General features: G+C 63.5%; 16 protein-coding genes. 12 read left to right on the plus strand and 4 right to left on the minus strand.

All coding sequences use genetic code 11. The features are described from left to right. Window positions 1–32 precede the first annotated feature (32 nt). Complete coding sequence (locus NKJ76_RS09090) at window positions 33–1790, minus strand: ABC transporter ATP-binding protein (RefSeq protein WP_023685110.1); 1758 nt, start codon at window positions 1788–1790, stop codon at window positions 33–35. Between the two features lie 175 nt (window positions 1791–1965). Between NKJ76_RS09090 and NKJ76_RS09095 the strand changes: the two genes are divergently transcribed. Both NKJ76_RS09095 and NKJ76_RS09100 read left to right on the plus strand, forming a co-directional pair. Continuing rightward, window positions 1966–3246 carry an amidohydrolase family protein gene (locus tag NKJ76_RS09095; RefSeq protein ID WP_352537264.1) on the plus strand — a complete coding sequence of 427 codons (1281 nt, stop codon included), beginning with the start codon at window positions 1966–1968 and terminating at the stop codon, window positions 3244–3246. Between the two features lie 72 nt (window positions 3247–3318). Next, the gene (locus NKJ76_RS09100; protein ID WP_352537265.1) at window positions 3319–4242 is read left to right on the plus strand and encodes a DMT family transporter; all 924 of its coding nucleotides are present in this window, start codon (window positions 3319–3321) and stop codon (window positions 4240–4242) included. A gap of 1 nt (window position 4243) precedes the next feature. Here NKJ76_RS09100 and NKJ76_RS09105 read toward each other — a convergent pair whose 3' ends face one another. Then, the gene (locus tag NKJ76_RS09105) at window positions 4244–5146 is read right to left on the minus strand and encodes a phosphotransferase family protein (protein WP_023823791.1); all 903 of its coding nucleotides are present in this window, start codon (window positions 5144–5146) and stop codon (window positions 4244–4246) included. Window positions 5147–5253: 107 nt separating this feature from the next. Between NKJ76_RS09105 and NKJ76_RS09110 the strand changes: the two genes are divergently transcribed. Further along, on the plus strand, window positions 5254–5886 hold the full coding sequence (locus NKJ76_RS09110) for a class I SAM-dependent DNA methyltransferase (protein WP_023688807.1): 633 nt from the start codon (window positions 5254–5256) through the stop codon (window positions 5884–5886). A gap of 12 nt (window positions 5887–5898) precedes the next feature. On the opposite strand, the gene NKJ76_RS09115 is transcribed toward NKJ76_RS09110, so the two are convergent. Next, entirely contained in the window at window positions 5899–8352 is a 2454-nt protein-coding gene (locus NKJ76_RS09115) for a GcvT family protein (protein ID WP_352537266.1), read from the minus strand. Then, entirely contained in the window at window positions 8349–9233 is an 885-nt protein-coding gene (locus NKJ76_RS09120; RefSeq protein ID WP_352537267.1) for a phosphotransferase, read from the minus strand. Before NKJ76_RS09120 ends, NKJ76_RS09115 begins: the two co-directional genes overlap by 4 nt. A gap of 420 nt (window positions 9234–9653) precedes the next feature. Here NKJ76_RS09120 and NKJ76_RS09125 point away from each other — a divergent pair, with 420 nt between their 5' ends. The 9 genes from NKJ76_RS09125 to NKJ76_RS09165 all read left to right on the plus strand — a co-directional run bounded on the left by NKJ76_RS09125 (window position 9654) and on the right by NKJ76_RS09165 (window position 18512). Continuing rightward, window positions 9654–10418 carry a DeoR/GlpR family DNA-binding transcription regulator gene (locus NKJ76_RS09125; protein WP_023685103.1) on the plus strand — a complete coding sequence of 255 codons (765 nt, stop codon included), beginning with the start codon at window positions 9654–9656 and terminating at the stop codon, window positions 10416–10418. 157 nt (window positions 10419–10575) lie between these two features. After that, window positions 10576–10761, plus strand: a complete 186-nt coding sequence (locus NKJ76_RS09130; protein WP_156933986.1) for a hypothetical protein — start codon at window positions 10576–10578, stop codon at window positions 10759–10761. A gap of 55 nt (window positions 10762–10816) precedes the next feature. Next, the gene (locus NKJ76_RS09135) at window positions 10817–11428 is read left to right on the plus strand and encodes a DedA family protein (RefSeq protein WP_023692634.1); all 612 of its coding nucleotides are present in this window, start codon (window positions 10817–10819) and stop codon (window positions 11426–11428) included. An 80-nt stretch (window positions 11429–11508) separates the two neighbouring features. Continuing rightward, the gene (locus tag NKJ76_RS09140) at window positions 11509–12420 is read left to right on the plus strand and encodes a LysR family transcriptional regulator (RefSeq protein ID WP_023673412.1); all 912 of its coding nucleotides are present in this window, start codon (window positions 11509–11511) and stop codon (window positions 12418–12420) included. Window positions 12421–12631: 211 nt separating this feature from the next. Beyond that, window positions 12632–13786, plus strand: coding sequence for an ABC transporter substrate-binding protein (locus tag NKJ76_RS09145; protein WP_023692632.1), 1155 nt, complete (start codon window positions 12632–12634; stop codon window positions 13784–13786). Between the two features lie 206 nt (window positions 13787–13992). Beyond that, window positions 13993–14991: an ABC transporter ATP-binding protein gene (locus tag NKJ76_RS09150; RefSeq protein WP_023745236.1), complete on the plus strand. Its 999-nt coding sequence runs from the start codon at window positions 13993–13995 to the stop codon at window positions 14989–14991. A 220-nt stretch (window positions 14992–15211) separates the two neighbouring features. Continuing rightward, complete coding sequence (locus NKJ76_RS09155; protein WP_352537268.1) at window positions 15212–16174, plus strand: ABC transporter permease; 963 nt, start codon at window positions 15212–15214, stop codon at window positions 16172–16174. Beyond that, entirely contained in the window at window positions 16164–16979 is an 816-nt protein-coding gene (locus NKJ76_RS09160; RefSeq protein ID WP_023673416.1) for an ABC transporter permease, read from the plus strand. Before NKJ76_RS09155 ends, NKJ76_RS09160 begins: the two co-directional genes overlap by 11 nt. Window positions 16980–17084: 105 nt before the next feature. After that, window positions 17085–18512 (plus strand): gamma-aminobutyraldehyde dehydrogenase, encoded by a 1428-nt coding sequence (locus NKJ76_RS09165; protein WP_023673417.1) that lies wholly within the window; start codon window positions 17085–17087, stop codon window positions 18510–18512. Window positions 18513–18573: the final 61 nt, after the last annotated feature.

Below are 18573 nucleotides of genomic sequence, written 5' to 3' on the forward strand. Positions count from 1 at the left end.
AGCGACCCTCCCCACAAGGGGGAGGGTAAAGCTCACGGCATCAGCTGATATTCGTAAAGCTTCTGATACAGCCCGCCCTGGTTGAGCAGCGTGCGATGCGCGCCGCTTTCCACCACCTTGCCGGCCTCCAGCACCACGATCGTGTCGGCCTGGTGCACGGTCGACAGGCGGTGGGCAATGACGATGGTGGTGCGCCCGACCGTCAGCTGCTGCAGCGCGTCGCGGAACAGCGCCTCGGATTCGGCGTCGAGTGCGCTGGTCGCCTCGTCCAGAAGCAGGATTTCGGCATTGCGCAGCATGGCGCGTGCGATCGAGATGCGCTGGCGCTGGCCGCCTGACAGCAGCGCGCCATTCTCGCCGACATCCGTGTCGTAGCCTTTCGCCTGGGCGCTGATGAAGTCATGTGCATTGGCGGCCCTTGCGGCGGCCATTACTTCCTCGTCCGTGGCGCCCTCGCGCCCGAGCCTGATGTTGTGCATGATCGTGCCGGCAAACAGGAACGTGTCCTGGCTGACATAGGCGATCTTTTCCCTGACCGAGGTGAGCGTGGCACAAGAAATGTCCTGCCCGTCGAACATCACCCTGCCGCTCTGCGGGTCGTACATGCGCATGATCAGGTTGAGGATGGTCGACTTGCCACTGCCCGAGGGTCCGACGAGCGCCGTCATTTTGCCTGCGGCAAGCGTCAGGTCCAGTCCCTCGAACACCGGCGCGCTTTCGGGGTAGGCGAAGCTGACATTGTCGAAATGGATCTCGCCCGGCCCGGCCCGCAGCGGCTTTGCATCCGGCTTTTCGGCCAGCGTCAGCGGCCGGTCGGCGAGCTGGAACATCATGCGCACGCCGACAATGCCGGTTTCAAGCGAGATGCGTACGCGGGCCAGGCGCTTGGCCGGCTCATAGGCCAACAGCAGCGCCGCGATGAAGGCCATGATGTTGCCCGGCATCTGACCGCCGCCGCCCAGAACCAGGAAGCCGCTGACAAAAACGGCGCCAGCGATGGCCAGCCCCGCAAGCGTTTCCATAACCGGGCTGGTGGCGGCCTCCAGCGTGGCGATGTTGTTGGCGCGGCTCTCCACGTCCGACACGGCCTTGTACATGCGCTTGCGCATGGCGCCTTCGAGACCGAAGGATTTGACGACGCGCACGCCGATCGCAGTTTCCTGCATCACCTGCACGATCTGGCCGAGCGAACGGAATTCTTGCGAGGCAATTTTTCGGACGCGCTTCAGGATACGATTGACGCCGTAAATGGCGATCGGCCCGATCACCAGACAGATCAGGGACAGCGCCGGCTGCTGCCAGACCATCACACCCACCAGCGCAGCCAGCGTCACCAGGTCGCGAACATAGGACGTGACGATTTGGTCGAGCACGCTGCGCGCGGCCTGGGCATTGTTCGTCATGCGCGAAATCAGTTCGGACGAAGAGGTCGAATGATAGAATTCGATGCCTTGCGCAAGAATGCTGTCATAGATCTTGCGCTGCCGGTCGGCGATGATGGCATTGCCGACCCTGCTCATGAAGTAGGCCTGGATGAAGTTTGCGAAGCCCTTGAGAATGAAAATCGCTCCGGTCGCCGCCGCGATCAGATTGACCTGCCCAATCCGCTTGTAAACCACGAATTCATTGGTGATTTCGCGCAGCATATAGGCGCTGGCTGCTGTCGTTGCCGCCACCACCAGCATCGACAGAATGGCCGCAGCGTAGCCAAATCTATGCGCGTGAAAGGATTCCCGCAAAAGCCTTGCGATAAGGCGCTGGTTTTCCGTCGAACGGAAGAAGCGAAACAAATGGCCGATCCCATGCCTGACTGACGAATTTCGGATTCGCCACCAGGGCGAAAGGCGGCTTATAGAGCGAGTTGTGGCCGGATGGAACCTTTCGCTGTCGCGGAGACAATCGGCTGCGGCACGGTGTCTTTTGCGCCACGATTGCGGCGATTGATCTGCGGGGAGATGACGACAGATGGATTTCGACCTTGTTGTGCGCGGCGGAACGCTGCCCGACGGCACCGTCGCCGACCTCGGCATCATCGGCGAGACGATCGTCGCCATCGAGCCCGAACTGCATGTCAGCGCCGGCACGTCGATCGACGCCCGTGGCAATCTGATCTCGCCGCCCTTCGTCGATCCGCATTTCCATATGGATGCAACGCTGTCCTACGGCATTCCACGCATCAACGCTTCGGGTACGCTGCTGGAGGGCATTTCGCTATGGGGCGAGCTGAAGCCGCTCCTGACGCATGACGCGGTGCGCGAGCGGGCGCTCGCCTATTGCGACTGGGCGGTCTCGATGGGCCTGCTCGCCATCCGTACCCATGTCGATGTCTGCGACGACCGGCTGCTGGCGGTCGAGGCGCTGCTCGACGTCAAGAAGATTGTCGCGCCCTATATCGATCTGCAACTGGTCGCTTTCCCGCAGGATGGCTTCTACCGTTCGCCGACGGCGCGCCAGAACACGCTGCGCGCGCTCGACATGGGCGTCGACATCGTCGGCGGCATCCCGCATTTCGAACGCACCATGGCCGACGGCACGCGCTCGGTGACCGAATTGTGCGAAATCGCGGCGAAGCGCGGGCTGATGGTCGACCTGCATTGCGACGAGACCGACGATCCGCTGTCGCGCCACATCGAGCAGCTTGCCTATGAGACGCAGCGCCTTGGCCTGCAGGGCAAGGTAGCCGGCTCGCATCTGACTTCAATGCACTCGATGGACAATTACTACGTCTCCAAGCTGCTGCCGCTGATTGCCGAGGCCGGTGTGTCGGCGATCCCCAATCCGCTGATCAACATCATGCTGCAGGGCCGCCACGACACGTTTCCCAAACGCCGCGGAATGACCCGGGTGAAGGAGATGCTGGCGCTCGGCATCCGCGTCGGTTGGGGCCAGGATTGCGTTCTCGACCCCTGGTATTCGCTGGGCACCGCCGACATGCTCGACGTCGCCTTCATGGGGCTTCACGTCGCTCAGATGTCGAGCCCTGCCGACATGGCACGCTGCTTCGACATGGTCACCAATGTCAACGCCGCCATCATGGGCCTCGATCATCTCGGCCTTGCCGTGGGCAAGCGCGCCAGCTTCGTCATCCTCGATGCAGGCAACCCGATCGAGGCCTTGAGGCTGCGTGCCGAACGGCTGTGCGTCGTCGCCAGGGGCAAGGTGGTGGCCGAGCGCACGAAACAGGAGACACGGCTGTCGGTCGCCGGCCGTCCCGGACAGGTGAACCGGCGGCACAAAACTGCGTAGAAACAGCCGATTTCCGCCGCTGGTCTTACCGATTTGCCTCGTCAAAGCGGCCGCTTGCAGCTAGGGAGCCGCATGGCCCAGTCGCTCGTCCGCACCTTCACCATCAGGAACGCGCTCCTGGCCGGCATCCTGTTGATGCTGGCCGGCGACTTCATGTTCGCGCTGAACGACGCGATGGGCAAATGGCTGGTCGCCAGCTTCTCGGTCGGTCAGGTGGTGCTGATCCGATCGATCGGCGCCTTCATCGTGCTCGGCCCGATGATCGCCAACCAGGGCGCCGGCAGACTGTTCCGGATGGAGCGGCCGGTCCTCCAGATTCTGCGCGTGCTGGCGACCACGGCGGACACGGCGCTGTTCTATGCCGCCGTCGTCTATCTTCCGCTTGCCGACGTGATGAGCTTCTACATGGCCGGGCCGATCTATGTGGCGGCGCTGTCGCATTTCCTGCTCGGCGAAAAGGCCGGCTGGCGCCGCTGGGCCGCCATCCTGGTCGGCTTCTGCGGCGTGCTGATCATCTTGAAGCCGTCTTCGGCGGCGTTCTCGCAGTCCTCGCTGTTCGCACTGGTCGGCAGCATTGCCTTCGCCTTCGCCATCATCCTCAGCCGCCGCCTGCGCGGCACCAGCGACACAACGCTGGTCACCTGGCAGACTATCGGCACGCTGCTGGTCGGCGGCGTGATGACCATAGGCGCCTGGCAGACGCCCTCGGCACTTGATTTCGGCGCCATGCTCCTGCTCGGCATCGTCTCCTGCAGCGCGCATCTGATGATTACCAGGGCGCTGAAACTGGCCCCTGCCTCGACGCTGGCGCCGCTGCACTACAGCCTGCTTCTATGGGCGGTGATCTTCGGCCTGGCCTTCTTCGGCGACGTGCCGGGACCGCGCATCCTGATCGGCTCGGCCATCGTCGTGCTCGCCGGCCTGTTCATCTTCCACCGCCAGAAGGTGGTCGAAACAGGCGTGCCGCCGGAGAACGTGCCGAAAGGCGTGAATTGACCTAACCTTGGCGCACCGCCGCCAGATGCCGTGAAAACTCAGGCGTTTCCATCAGCGCCTTGCAACGGGCGAAGCGACCGTCGGCATAGGCGCGGAAATCCTCGACCGGGTTGTTGTTGGCAAGCTGGATAAGGCCCCAGAGCGTCCACAACAGGTCGCACATCGCCTTGTAGGTGACGACGCGGCCGCGCTCGGCCGGTTTTGCCTCGCCGCCGAAATAGGCGCGCATCATCACTTCCTCCTGCGCGGTGTCGAACCGGCCTTCGACCGAGAGGTCGCCGAGATCCCAGAGCGGGTCATTCATCCCCGAATATTCCCAGTCGACGATCCACATCCGCTCGCCCGTATCGAGCAAATTCTCGCACAGCGGATCGCAATGGCAGGCGGCAAGCGGCAGTCTATGCGCGGCAAGGGACGCACGCACGGTGGCGGATTCGCGCACCACGTCGTGGTAGCCCGGCGGCAAGGCGACGTCCTTGGTCGACAAGACCTTGAGATAGTCGTCGATCATCGCAAACAGCTCGAAGCGGAACGGGAACACCGCGCCTGACGAGTGCAGCTTGCGGAAGGCCTCGCCGGCGCGGGCCGGGCTGCCGTCGCGCAGCTTGAACTTCTCCGGCGACATTGTCTCGGCGCCGGCAACGAAGCGGCTCGCCATCACGCCTGTCGCAGGGTCGACATGCAGCACCTCGGGACTGACGCCGGCCTTGGCCGCCTCACGCGCCGCCACCGCTTCATTGGCGCGGTTGATATACTCCTCCGTGCCTTTGCCGGGGATACGCAGGCAGATATCGCCGGCCCGAAAGACGAGATTGGTCATCCCGCCCAGCCGCTCAAGCGGTCCGTCATAGCCCGCTAATGCCGGAATCGCTGCAAGTGTTGCGCGTGCCTCGTCGGTCCCCATGCCTGTTGCCCCTGGCGTGTTATTTCTTGCGACAACGGTTCCACAGTTTTCGCCGTTTGGCTATCATCCCGATCGAGGGTGAGCAGCGAGCTGGCGGAGAAACAGCCATGGCGGGCAACAAGGATCATGGCGGGCTTGGCGCCGCCTATTCAGCGCAACGGCCCGAGGACGTCGCCGCGATCTATGACAATTGGTCGGAAACCTACGATGCCGATATGTCGGCCGCCGGCTACCGCCATCCGACGATCTGCCTGGCCCTGCTCGCACGGCATCTGCCGCGCGGCGCGGCCCCGCTTCTCGACGCCGGGGCCGGCACCGGGCTGATCAGCGAGTGGCTGGCCATTACCGGCTATCCCCAGGTCGAAGCGCTCGATATTTCGCAAGGCATGCTGGCCAAGGCGGCGGCAAAGGGCGTCTATTCGGCACTGCATTGCCTGGCGCTCGGCGGGCCGCTCCCCTTTGCCGACAATGCCTATGCCGGCATCGTCTCGGCCGGCGTTTTCACCTCCGGGCATGTCGGCGCCGAGGGACTGGACGAACTGATCCGCATCTGCCGGCCGGACGGCATCATCGTGCTGACGGTCAAGAACACGCTGTGGAACGCCGGCTTCGCCGAACGCATCGCTGCGCTCGAGGCTGAGGGCAGGGTTGTCCGCGCCGAGGAGACGGCGCCCTATGTCTCGATGCCGGGCGAGTCGGATACCGTGCCCAGCCGCGGCCTCGTGCTTCGTGTGAGCTAATCCAGGTTTCGTCTACGCTTTGATCTTGCTCATCGCCGGATCGTACATCGGCTCGAGATGGATCTTGGCCGGCGTCCGTTCCATCGCCACCACCAGCTCATAGTCGCCTGAGCTGAGAAAATCGTCGCTGACGCCATCGGCGTTGCGGACATAGCCATAGCCGATGTTCTTAGCCAGCGTGTAGCCATAACCGCCGCTGGTGAGATAGCCGACCGGTTCGCCATTGCGCAAAATCGTCTCGCGCCCGACCAGCACGATATCGGGATCGTCGACCGTGAAGCCGGCAAAGCGTTTCTTCAGGTCGGCGCCGCTGATCTTTTCGAGCGCCCGCCGGCCGACGAAATCGGTGTTCTTCCTCAGCTTCACCGCCCAGCCGAGGCCGGCCTCCTGAGGCGTGTCGTTGGGGGTGATGTCGGAGCCCCAGGCGCGGTAGCCTTTCTCCAGCCGAAGTGATTCCAGCGCCCGATAGCCGATCGGCCGGATGCCGTGCGGCTTGCCTGCCGCCATCAGCGTGTCGAAGATTTCGCCGGTGGCGGCGATTGGCACATGCAATTCCCAGCCGAGCTCGCCGACATAGGTGACGCGCAGCGCCCGCACCGTGTGACCGGCAATAGCGATCTCGCTGACATGGCCGAATGGGAAGGCGGCATTTGAGACATCCGCGTCGGTGACGGCCGAAAGCACATCGCGGGCGCGCGGTCCCATCAGCGACAGCGTGCCGAAATCCTCGGTGACATCTTTCAACGTCACGTCGAGGCCCTTGCCGACATGGTCGCCGATCCAGGAGAGATCATGCGTGCGGAAGCCGGTGCCGGTGACGATGTAGAATTTGTCTTCGGCGAGCCTGGCCACCGTCAAATCGGCCTCGATGCCGCCGCGCGTGTTGAGAAGCTGCGTGTAGGTCAGCCGTCCCACCGGCTTGGCGACATCGTTGGCGCAGATCCAGTCCAGCGCCTTAGCCGCATCCGAACCCGTCATTTCGTATTTGGCGAAGGACGACTGGTCGAAGATGCCGACCTTTTCGCGCACATGCCGGTGCTCGTCGCCGACGGCTGAGAACCAGTTCTGCCGGCCCATCGAATAGACGTCTTCGGGCTTGGTGCCCTGCGGTGCGAACCAGTTCGGCCGTTCCCAGCCGAGCTTGGAGCCGAACACCGCGCGGTGCTCTTTCAGCCGGTCATAGAGCGGCGAGACGATGCGCGGCCGGCCCGACAAATACTCCTCATGTGGAAAGCCGATCGTGTAATGCTTGCCATAGGCTTCCAGCGTGCGATCGCTGACCCATTGCCGATCGCGATGCAGGCCGGAAAAGCGCCTGATGTCGACCACCCAAAGGTCGAGCGGCGCTTCACCATCGACAACCCATTGCGCCAGCACCCAGCCGGCGCCGCCGCCGGAAGCGATGCCGAAGGCGTTGAAGCCGGCGCCGACGAACATGTTGGCGCATTCGGGCGCGACACCGAGGATGAAATTGCCGTCCGGCGTAAAACTCTCCGGCCCGTTGATCATCTGCTTGACGCCGACCGTCTCCAGCGCCGGCACGCGCGCGATCGCCTGGCTCATATGCTGCTCGAAATGATCGTAGTCGTCGTCGAACAGCCGGAACTCCCAGTCAACGGGGACATCGCCGCCCGGCAGGCCGGTCGTCCAGGCCTGCGGGTTCGGCTCATAGCCGCCCATCACCAGCCCGCCGACCTCTTCCTTGAAATAGGTGCGGCGGTCGGGATCGCGGATTGTCGGCGCGTCGGTCGCCAGCCCGTCGATCTTCTCGGTGATGATGTACTGGTGCTTGACCGGTTGCAGCGGCACGCAAATGCCGGCCATCGCGCCGACCTGGCGTGACCATTGCCCGGCGCAGTTCACCACCTTGTCGCAAGCAATGTCGCCCTTGTTGGTCTTCACCGCGGTGATGTGCCCGTCCGTCATGTCAAAGCCGGTAACGCGGACGTCCTCGAACAGCTTGGCGCCATGCATGCGCGCGCCCTTGGCCAGCGACTGCGTGATGTCGGAGGGGCTGGCCTGCCCATCGGTCGGCAGCCAGGAGGCGCCGACGAGGTCGCCGGTCTCCAGCAGCGGCCACATCTTTTTGACCTCCCCCGGCGACAGCAACTGCATGTCCATGCCGAAGCTCCTGGCCGTCGTCGCCAGCCGTTTATATTCGGTCCAGCGGTCGGCATTGGTCGCAAGCCTGAGGCACCCGGTCATCTTCCAGCCGGTAGCGAGCCCGGTTTCGGCTTCCAGCCCCTTGTAGAGCTCGACCGAATATTTGAGCACGCGGGTGATCGAGGCGGACGAGCGCAGCTGGCCGACCAGCCCGGCCGCGTGCCAGGTCGAACCCGAGGTCAGCTTGCCCTGTTCCAGCAGCACGACATCGGCCTTGTGGTCGCGCGCCAGGTGGTAGGCCGTCGAACAGCCGATAATGCCGCCGCCGATGACGACGATGCCGGCATGTGTGGGCAAGCTCATGACTGTGTCCCGTATTTCGTGCGGTAATTGTCCAGCGCCGCGTCAAGCCGCGTCAGGTTCTCTGCGGTGTAGGCGACGTAGTCGATGCCGGGCGCGTCTAGGTAAAGTTCGGAAACCATGCTCCACATCGCCTCGCGCAGCAGCGAGGCGCATTGCATGGCCGCGTGCGAGCGGCGGATCGCCTCATCCGGCTCGCGCATGAAATACGCCGTGAGGAAAGTGAAGGACTCCGCGTCGCTCATCTCGGCGTTGGAGGCAACGCCGGCAAGATCGAACATCGCGGTGTTGAAACCGGCATATTCGAAATCGATGAGCCACAACCTGTCGCCATCGTCGAGAATATTTGCCGGCAAAAGATCATTGTGGCCGAAGACGATCGGCAGCAGTTTCTGGGCCCGCTCCAACTCGTCGGCCAGAGCCAGCAGCCTGGGCAGCTCGTCGCGCTTGCGGCTGCCGCCTTCGCTCAGCGTTCGCGCATAGTCGCGGATGACATGGAAGACCCAGAACATGAAGCCGGCGCCGGAGATGTGATTGGGCATCTCGCGATGGAACCCGCGCATAAAGGCCGCGACGCGGCCGATATTGGCGCGCACGTCCTCGGCAACATAGGTTTTCGCGCCGAGAAATTCCGTGACCATGATGCCGGGTTCGGAATGGTGGACCGCCGGCGCGAAGCCTGCGGCGTGCGCCGCGCGGGCCGTCATCACCTCGCGGTCGCGAAAGACGTGGTGAAATGGATAGTCCTGGCCGAAGCGGACGACATGCCGACCGGCCGCGTCCTTGACCAGATAGTTGGCGTTGCTGAGGCCGCCCGGCAGCGGCGCAATGTCGATGCTGCCATTCCAGCAAGGCAAGGCCCGGATGCGGTCTTCAGCAGTCACGGGGCCATCCCTGACTTTTGCGGAGCTTTCCTGGGCGCCATGCGCCGCGCAACGAGCGTTGGGAAACGCAAAAAATCTCGTCGGTGCGGGACGCAGGAACTCCTATCCCGCGCCGCACCGACGAGCCCCTCTGGCCAGGTTTTGATACCCGGTCTCCGCCCCCGCGGATTTGAGAAACTTTTGTGCCAGTTCAAACCCAGACGGTCTGGCCAGACGGTCCGGTCCGTGAATTGCGGCTCTGCCATCACCCTCCCGTGGCAGTTCCGAAGCTGTCACGCGGTCAATGTCACGCCAGTGCTACCTAACTGTCAATGAAATGTTGTGACTTTTTTTGGGTGTTTTGCCCGAAACCACGAGCAATTCCTTTAAAAACGGCGGCATTGCCCTAAAACCGGGCAGGCCGCAAATTGAGGAAGCCAGATGATCCATTCGAAACGGCATGGCGAAATCCTCCGCCTCCTCAAGGAAGAGGGCACCGTCACCATTGCCAGCCTCGCCGACCGGCTGGGGGTTTCGCTTGAAACGGTGCGCCGGGATGTCAAGCCACTGACCGGCAATGGCTCGGTGCTCAAGATGCATGGCGCCATCGGCCTGCCGTCGATGGCCGGCGAAGCGCCCTTCGAGCGGCGCATGCGCGACAATGCCGAGGCCAAGCGGCTGATCGCCCGCATGGTCGCTGCCACCATTCGCGACGGTGAATCGGTCATGCTGGACACCGGCACCACGACCTCGTTCCTGGCCCGCGAACTGCTCGGCCACCGGCGGCTGACGGTCGTCACCAACTCGTCCGATATCGCCCGCACGCTGGCCACCGTCAACGGCAACAAGGTCTATATGGCCGGGGGCGAATTGCGCAGCGATTCCGGGGCCGCCTTCGGCGCCTCGGCGATCGATTTCGTCAGCCGCTTCTCGGTCAGCCATGCGGTGATTTCGATCGGCGCCGTCGATGCCGCCGCAGGCCTTGCCGACTACGATCTGGAAGAGGCGGAGTTCGCCCGCATGGTGCTGTCGCGCGGCCAGCGCTCGCTGGTCATCACCGACCACACCAAGTTCGGTCGCCAGGGTCTGGTCCAGGTCTGCGGCTTCGACGGTTTTTCCGAACTCGCCACCGACCAGCCGCCGCCGCGCGACATTGCCTCGGCACTTGCCGAGGCTGGAGCGCGCCTCAGCATCGCTGCGGCCTAGCCAAACACCAGCGACTGGCGCGCCGCGATCCCGGCCCATGCCGCCACCCGATACCACGAAGGCGATGTTGTGCATCATGCGCGCCGCGTCGCCGGCCGCATAAGATGTCGTTCTGGTGAAAAATTGTTTTTCAATCATCCCGCTCTTCGCAATGTCCATGCAACTTGGCAGCCGCAAACAGCGCCTCGTCGAAATGCGGGCCGGGCGAATCGCCCGCATCAGCAATGAGGCCACCATGCTGCAAACGATGCCTTGTCTTTCCTGGACGCTTGCGCGCTCCGACCTGGAAGCGGACCCGGCTTGGCCGGACATTCCGCAACTTTCCGCCGGCGACGGTGTATGACGGTGTATAAGGTGTCCAGGATCAAGAACCTCAAAACCTATGACTGGCGCTTCGCATGACTGATCCACTGTCGGCGATCCTGGGCTTCGGCCTGCTTGGTGTCGGCTGTCTCGCCTTCACTGAAAAGATCCTGCCGCTGCCGCCCTCGCATGTGCTGCTGCTGTTCCTCGGCATGACGGCAGCCTCCGATCTCCTGGCGCTGGCGATCCTGCTTCTGGTGACGACGCTGTCCGCCATCACAGGCTGCCTTGTCTGGTATAGTGTGGGCCGTAGGATTGGATTGGATCGTGCCGACAGGCTGGTCGAGCGTTTCGGCAAATATGTCTGCTTGCGCTATGCGACCTACAGCAAGCTTGGTCAGGCCTACCGCCGCCATCATGTCCGGGTCTCCTTGCTGGCGCAGTTCATCCCGACGGTTCGCAACTATCTGCCGATCGCGGCCGGCGCGCTCCGTCTTCCACTCTTGCCCTTCGCGGCGGCGACGCTGCTCGGCGCCACGCTATGGAACACCGGCTTCCTCGTCACCGGCTACCTTATGCGCGGCAGCGGCCGGGATTCCTATGCCATCGGCTTTCGCATCATCGTCATCGTCCTGGCGCTGGAGACGGCGTTCATGCTCGCGCTTCGCTACGGTCCTGCCTGCCGGCGGCGCCTCGGGTTCGGCTGACCAGGAGGCGCCTCAAGCCGTATGGGTATAAGCTCCGCCTTCGGCTTTCCTTCCCCGGCGCGCCGGTGTTTAGTCCGGCCATGGCTTTCACCATCCGCCAGCTGCAGTTCTTCATTGCCGTCGCCGAGCAAGGCACGGTGTCGGGCGCCGCACAAAACCTCTCCATCTCGCAATCCTCGGTCACCGAGGCGATCAAGGAGCTGGAGAGCGATCTCGGCGTCGAATTGTTCGAGCGCCATCCGCGTGGCCTCAACATTACCCACAAAGGCCACCAGTTCCTGCGCCATGCGACCAAGATCCTGGCCGACGTCTCCGACGCGCGCCGCGCTTTTTCCGACGACCAGGTGGTGGCCGGCGGGCGGCTGCAGCTCGGCGTCACCTCGCTGGTCGCGGGCTATGTGCTGTCCGATCTGCTGGCGCGCTACCGCCGCGCCTATCCCGGCGTCGATGTCTCGGCCATCGAGGACAATGGCGACTATCTCGAACATCTGCTGATCGGCGGCAAGCTCGACATTGCCGTCATGGTCACCTCCAATTTGCGCGACCGCACCGCTCTGCAGTCGGAAATCCTCGAGGTCTCGGCCTACCGGCTGTGGGTCCCGCTCGGCCACAAGCTGGCCAGCGCCGACATTATCGGCATAGGCGACATTGCCGGCGAGCCGCTGATCATGCTGACCGTCGACGAGATCGAGGAGAACACCGGCAAGCTTCTGGCGGCGATCGGCGCCAGGCCGCATGTCGCCTTTCGCACCCGCTCGGTCGAAGCCGTTCGCAGCCTCGTCGCCACAGGTGCGGGCGTGGCGTTGCTGCCCGACCTAGTCTACCGGCCGTGGTCGCTGGAAGGCGACCGCATCGAATCGCGCGACATTTCGGGTTCCCTGCCGGTCGTCCAGGTCGGCATGGTCTGGCGCCGCGGCTCCGGTCTGCCGCAGGCGTCGCGCGACTTCATCGGCCTTGCCCAGTCGCAGCGTATGGTACGCCAGCAGCGTTGATAGGGTGCGTGGTTATCTATCGGAAAAACCGATATCGCGTTTCTGATAAATGAATTTGCGAAACCGGAATTTTCCGAGCACTTTTCATGTCAGGGACGAAAGCCGCCATCAGAGCGGCAACGTGCCATCGGATGAACTGACGCTTTTCAGCCTGCGGCTGACCGCGGCGGCGACTCGCTTCGCAGTCAGGCGCCAAAATGGGAGATTGACGATGAATTCATTCCTGAAGACGTGCACCGCCTTGACGGTCGCGCTGACCTTTTCCGGTCAGGCCGTCGCCCAGGTCAAGGAACTTGGCAAGGGCGAAGGGGAGGTCAGCATCGTTGCCTGGCCGGGGTACATCGAGCGCGGCGAAACCGACAAGGGCTATGACTGGGTGACCTCCTTCGAGAAGGAGAGCGGCTGCAAGGTCAACGTCAAGACCGCGAACACCTCCGACGAGATGGTCTCGCTGATGAATGAGGGTGGGTTCGATCTAGTCACCGCTTCGGGTGACGCATCGCTGCGCCTCGTTGCCGGCAAGCGCGTGCAGCCGATCAACACCGATCTCATCCCGAGCTGGAAGGCGGTAGACGATCGTCTGAAGGATGCGCCCTGGTTCACCGTCGACAAGGTGCATTACGGCGTTCCCTATCAGTGGGGCCCGAACATCCTGATGTACAACACCGATGTCTTCAAGGAAGCGCCCAAGAGCTGGAACGTCGTCTTCGAGGAAATGAACCTGCCGGACGGCAAGTCCAACAAGGGCCGCGTCCAGGCCTATGACGGCCCGATCCACATCGCCGACGCCGCCAACTATTTGATGTTCCACAAGCCGGAACTCGGCATTAAGGACCCGTACGAATTGAACGAAGACCAGTACAAGGCAGCGCTCGAGCTGCTGCGTGTTCAGCGGACGCTGGTCGGCCGCTACTGGCATGACGCCGCCATCCAGGTCGACGATTTCCAGAACGAAGGCGTCGTCGCTTCCGGTTCGTGGCCTTACCAGGTCAACACGCTGGTTGCCGCCAAGAAGCCGGTCGCCTCGACCGTGCCGGAAGAAGGCGTCACCGGCTGGGCCGACACCACCATGATGGAGGCCGACGCCGCGCATCCCAACTGCGCCTATATGTGGCTTGAGCATTCGCTGTCGCCCAAGGTCCAGGGCGATGTCTCGGCCTGGTTCGGCTCGCTCCCCGTGGTGCCCGCTGCCTGCAAGGGCAACGAGCTGCTCGGCGAGGAAGGCTGCAAGACCAACGGCTACGAGAACTTCGACAAGATCAAGTTCTGGAAGACCCCGGTCTCCAAGTGCGCAACCCAGAACGACCAGTGCGTGCCTTACTACCGCTGGGTGTCCGACTATATTGGCGTCATCGGCGGGCGGTGAGCTCCCTTAACCCTCCCCCTTGTGGGGAAGGTCGACGCGCAGCGTCGGGGTGGGGGCAACGCTGACGTCCGGTGCTAGTCACCCCACCCGCGGCTTCGCCGCGACCTCCCCCATCGAGGGGGAGGTGAAGTGCCGTGCCCGCTGGCCTGATTGGTGGCGGCAAGAGCTATTTCGACGAACACAAACCGGCAACAGACGGACAGCCCATGACATCGGCCGTTTCCTTCCAGAAAGTCTCTCGCCATTTCGGCAGCGTGCGCGCCGTCGATGCGGTCGATCTCGATATCGTGCCGGGCGAGTTCTTCGCCATGCTCGGTCCGTCGGGGTCCGGCAAGACGACCTGCCTGCGCCTCATCGCCGGCTTCGAGCAGCCGACCTCGGGCTCGATCTCGATCTTCGGCGACCGCGCCGAGGGCATGCCGCCCTATCGTCGCAACGTCAACACCGTGTTCCAGGACTACGCGCTGTTCCCGCATCTGAACGTGCTGGACAATGTCGCCTACGGGCTGATGGTCAAGGGCGTCGCCAAGCCGCAGCGGCAGAAGGCGGCGGAAGAGGCGCTGTCATTGGTGCGGCTTCCAGGCTATGGCGCCCGCCGTCCCGGCCAGCTCTCCGGCGGCCAGCGCCAGCGCGTGGCGCTGGCCCGTGCGCTGGTCAACCAGCCCAAGGTGCTTCTGCTCGACGAGCCGCTCGGCGCGCTCGATCTCAAACTGCGCGAGAACATGCAGGAAGAGCTGAAGTCGCTGCAGAAGGCGCTCGGCATCACCTTCGTCTTCGTCACCCACGACCAGGGCGAAGCGCTGTCGATGGCCGACCGCGTCGCCGTCTTCAATGACGGCAAGATCATGCAGATCGGCACGCCGGAAGACATCTACCAGCGGCCGAAGACCCGCTTCGTCGCCGATTTCGTCGGCTCCTCCAACGTACTGCCGCCGGACTTCGTCCAGCGCTATTCCGGCCAGCACCGCTGGGGCAGCCTGCGTCCCGAATCCATCCGCATCGGCCGCGCCGCCAAAGGCGAGGGCGTCGCCGCGCGCCTGGTCGGAACCAACTATCTCGGCGCTACGACCAAGCTGGCGCTCGACGCCGACGGGTTGAGGCTGCACGCCATCGTGCCGGCCGGCACGAAACTGCCGGCGGAAGGCGAAGCGGTGGTGCTGACGTTCAACCGCGAGCATTTGCATTTGATGGACGAGCCGGCATGATTGAGGTTTGCGCCAAGCACCCCCCTCTGTCCTGCCGGACATCTCCCCCTCAAGCGGGGAGATTGGCTGTTCCTCCCGGTTTCGCCAATCTTCAACGTTGGGGATTTGGCGAGGCAGCGAAACTGCTGATCTCCCCCATTGAGGGGGAGATGTCCGGCAGGACAGAGGGGGGTGTGAAGGAACGCGGCTTCTCAGGGTTCCTTCAGCACGCGGTCGCCCCATGACCATCGCCGCGCTCAACTCAACCTCCGCCCCCGCCATCCTGCCCGGCAGCGGTGGCATGCGCGGCGCACTGTCGGACCTTTTCTGGCGCAAGCCGCAACTGCTGCTGTTCCTCATGCTGCTGCCGCCGGTTCTATGGCTCGGCGTTGTCTATATCGGCTCGTTGTTCGCACTTCTGGCGCAGAGCTTTTTTTCGATCGACGAGTTCTCCGGCCTCATCAACCACGAATTCACGCTGAAGACCTATGGCGACCTGTTCCAGCCCGCCAATCTCGACATCATCCTGCGCACGGTGACGATGGCGGTGCTGGTCACGCTGGCCTCGGCCGTCATCGCCTTCCCGATCGCCTATGCGGCGCGCTATGCCCGCGGCCGCTGGAAGGCGCTGTTCTATCTCGGCGTCATGCTGCCGCTATGGTCGAGTTACCTCGTCAAGATCTACGCCTGGAAGCTGATCCTCGCCAAGGAAGGCATTCTGACCTGGTTGCTCGCCAAATTGCATCTGCTCTGGGTGCTCGATGGCTGGCTGTCGCTGCCGGTCGTCGGCGGCAACTCTTTGTCGGTCTCCGCCACCGGCACCTTCATCGCTTTCGTCTATGTCTGGCTGCCGTTCATGATCCTGCCGGTGCAGGCGGCATTGGAGCGCGTGCCCGGCAATCTGGTCGAGGCGTCCTCCGATCTCGGCGCATCGCCGGGCCAGACCTTCCGCAACGTGCTGTTCCCGCTGGCGCTGCCCGGCATCGTCGCCGGCTCGATCTTCACCTTCTCGCTGACGCTGGGCGACTACATCATCCCACAGATCATCGGCACATCGCGGCTGTTCATCGGGCAGGCCGTCTATTCGCAGCAAGGCACAGCCGGCAACATCCCGCTCGCCGCAGCCTTCACCGTCGTGCCCATCGTCATCATGGGTTTCTATCTCTGGGGCGCCAAGCGCATGGGGGCCTTCGATGCGCTCTGACGGTTCGCAATCCGCTCCGCTCGGCCTCAAGATCGCTGCCGCCTGCGGCCTGCTGTTCCTGCATCTGCCGATCTTGTTGATCTTCGTCTACGCCTTCACCACGGAAGAGAAGAGCTTCGTCTGGCCGCCGCCGGGGCTGACCACACAATGGTTCGCCGTCACCTGGAACCGGCCGGATGTCTGGCAGGCGCTGTCGCTTTCGGTCCGTGTCGCCGCCATCTCGACCGCGATTGCCTTGATACTGGGCACGCTGTGCGCCGCCGCCGTGTCACGGACGAAATTCTTCGGCCGCGAGACGATCTCGCTGCTCGTCATCCTGCCGATCGCGCTGCCCGGCATCATCACCGGCATCGCGTTGCGCTCGGCCTTCTCGCTAGCCGACATCCCGTTCTCGTTCTGGACGATCGTGCTCGGCCACGCCACCTTCTGCGTTGTCGTCGTCTACAACAATGCGGTCGCCCGTTTCCGCCGCACTTCCGGCTCAATGATCGAGGCCTCGATGGATCTCGGCGCCGACGGCTTCCAGACCTTCCGGCACGTCGTGCTGCCCAACATCGCCACCGCTCTGCTTGCCGGGGGGATGCTCGCCTTCGCGCTCTCCTTCGACGAGGTCATCGTCACCACCTTCACCGCCGGCCAGCAGCAGACCGTGCCGATCTGGATGCTGGAAGAGCTGATCCGCCCACGCCAGCGTCCGGTCACCAATGTCGTCGCCATGGTCGTGGTGCTGGTGACGCTGCTGCCCATCCTTGCCGCCTATTACCTGACCCGCGACGGCGACCAGATCGCCGGTTCGGGCAAATGAAGAACAGCGAATAGGGAGTAGCGAATAGCGAATAGGGGAGATTGCACGACCAGCCCTATTCGCTACTCGCTATTCGCTACTCGCTCCTGACCGAGGACAACCTGCATGGACACCCAGATGCTGATCGGCTCGAAGTTCGAGAACGGCACCGAGACCGAGGAGCCGATTCTGAATCCAAAGACCGGGGCGACCATTCTCAACCTGCCTGAAGCAAGCCAGGCGCAGATCGAGGCGGCTGTTACTGCCGCCGGGCGAGCATTCGTCTTGTGGTCACGCACAACGCCGGCGCAGCGCTCCGGCTATCTCCTCAAGATCGCCGACCGCATCGAGGCCAACGCGCGGGAGTTCGCGGCGCTCGAGGCGCTGAATTGCGGCAAGCCGATCAACGCCGTGCTCAATGACGAGATCCCGGCGATCGTCGACTGCTATCGTTTCTTTGCCGGCGCTGTGCGTTCGATGCCGGGCGTGGTCGCCGGCGAATACATTCCCGGCCACACCTCGATGGTGCGGCGCGATCCGATCGGCATTGTCGCTTCCATCGCGCCGTGGAACTATCCACTGATGATGATGGCCTGGAAGCTGGCGCCGGCCATTGCCGGCGGCAACACCGTCGTCTTCAAGCCGTCGGAGCAGACGCCGCTGACGGCGCTGAAGCTGGCCAGGATCCTGGCCGAGGTTCTGCCCGAGGGCGTCGTCAATGTCGTGCTCGGCCGCGGCGACAGCGTCGGCAACACGCTGATTAATCACGCCAAGGTCAACATGATTTCGATCACCGGCGACGTCGCCACGGGCAAGAAGGTGCTGCAGGCCGCCGCCAAGTCGGTCAAGCGCACGCATCTGGAACTCGGCGGCAAGGCGCCGGTCATCGTTTTCGACGACGCCGACCTTGGCGCCGTGGTCAACGGCCTGCGCGCTTTCGGCTACTACAATGCCGGGCAGGATTGTACAGCCGCCTGCCGCATCTATGCCGGCAAGAAGATCTACGACAAGCTCGTCGCCGATCTCTCATCTGCCGTCTCGACCATCAAATACAACCAGCCCGATGACACCGAAAACGAGATCGGGCCGCTGATCTCGCGCCGCCAGCGCGATCGCGTGTCGAGCTTCGTCGAGCGCGCTTCGGAACTGAAGCACATCGAGATCACCACCGGCGGCAAGCCCGGCGAAGGCTCCGGCTTCTATTACCAGCCGACGGTGGTTGCCGGCGCGCTGCAGGAAGACGAGATCGTGCGCCGCGAAGTGTTCGGTCCGGTCGTCTCCATCACCCGCTTCTCCGAAGTCGATGAAGCCGTGAACTGGGCCAATGACAGCGACTACGGCCTGGCATCCTCGGTGTGGACCAAGAACGTCTCGCGCGCCATGGCGACGGCCGCCCGTCTGCAATATGGCTGCACCTGGATCAACACCCATTTCATGCTGACCAACGAGATGCCGCATGGCGGGCTGAAGCAGTCTGGCTACGGCAAGGACATGTCTCTCTATGCGCTGGAGGATTATACCGCCGTTCGTCATGTGATGGTGGCGCATGGGTAGAGGCCGCCACTATCTCTAAGATATTCGCCAACCCGTTTTCTGTACATTAAGCGAGAGTTAC

This window comes from Mesorhizobium sp. M0029 (genome assembly GCF_040323735.1).
In the GTDB taxonomy this organism is placed as follows: Bacteria; Pseudomonadota; Alphaproteobacteria; order Rhizobiales; family Rhizobiaceae; genus Mesorhizobium.